Here is a 326-nt window from a genome sequence, read left to right on the forward strand (position 1 = left end):
TATCTAGGCTCCACGATCAATTTAATCGCTGTCCGGTCCTCGCCATCAATCACAATATCCGTAAAAGCAGGAATGCAGATCAAGTCTACCCCGCTCGGTGCTACAAACCCCCGGGCAATTGCTACTGCCTTAATAGCCTGGTTCAGTGCCCCCGCTCCAATGGCTTGCAGTTCTGCCCCGCCACGTTCCCGTAGAACTCCAGCGAGCGCCCCTGCAACTGAATTGGGATTGGATTTTGCTGAAACTTTTAATACTTCCATGGTAAGTACCTCCCCTGGGAATGTTGAGTGATGGTTTGCTTCCGCTTACTAGATGTTATTCGTGAG

1 protein-coding gene is annotated in these 326 nt (G+C 50.6%); it reads right to left on the reverse strand.

Annotated elements, in window-relative coordinates; translation table 11 throughout:
- Positions 1–260, reverse strand: a 260-nt coding sequence (locus ACFRAK_RS29490) for a stage V sporulation protein S (protein WP_006211249.1), incomplete at its 3' end; no start/stop codon positions are given.
- Positions 261–326: the final 66 nt, after the last annotated feature.

This window comes from Peribacillus sp. NPDC056705, assembly GCF_043656335.1.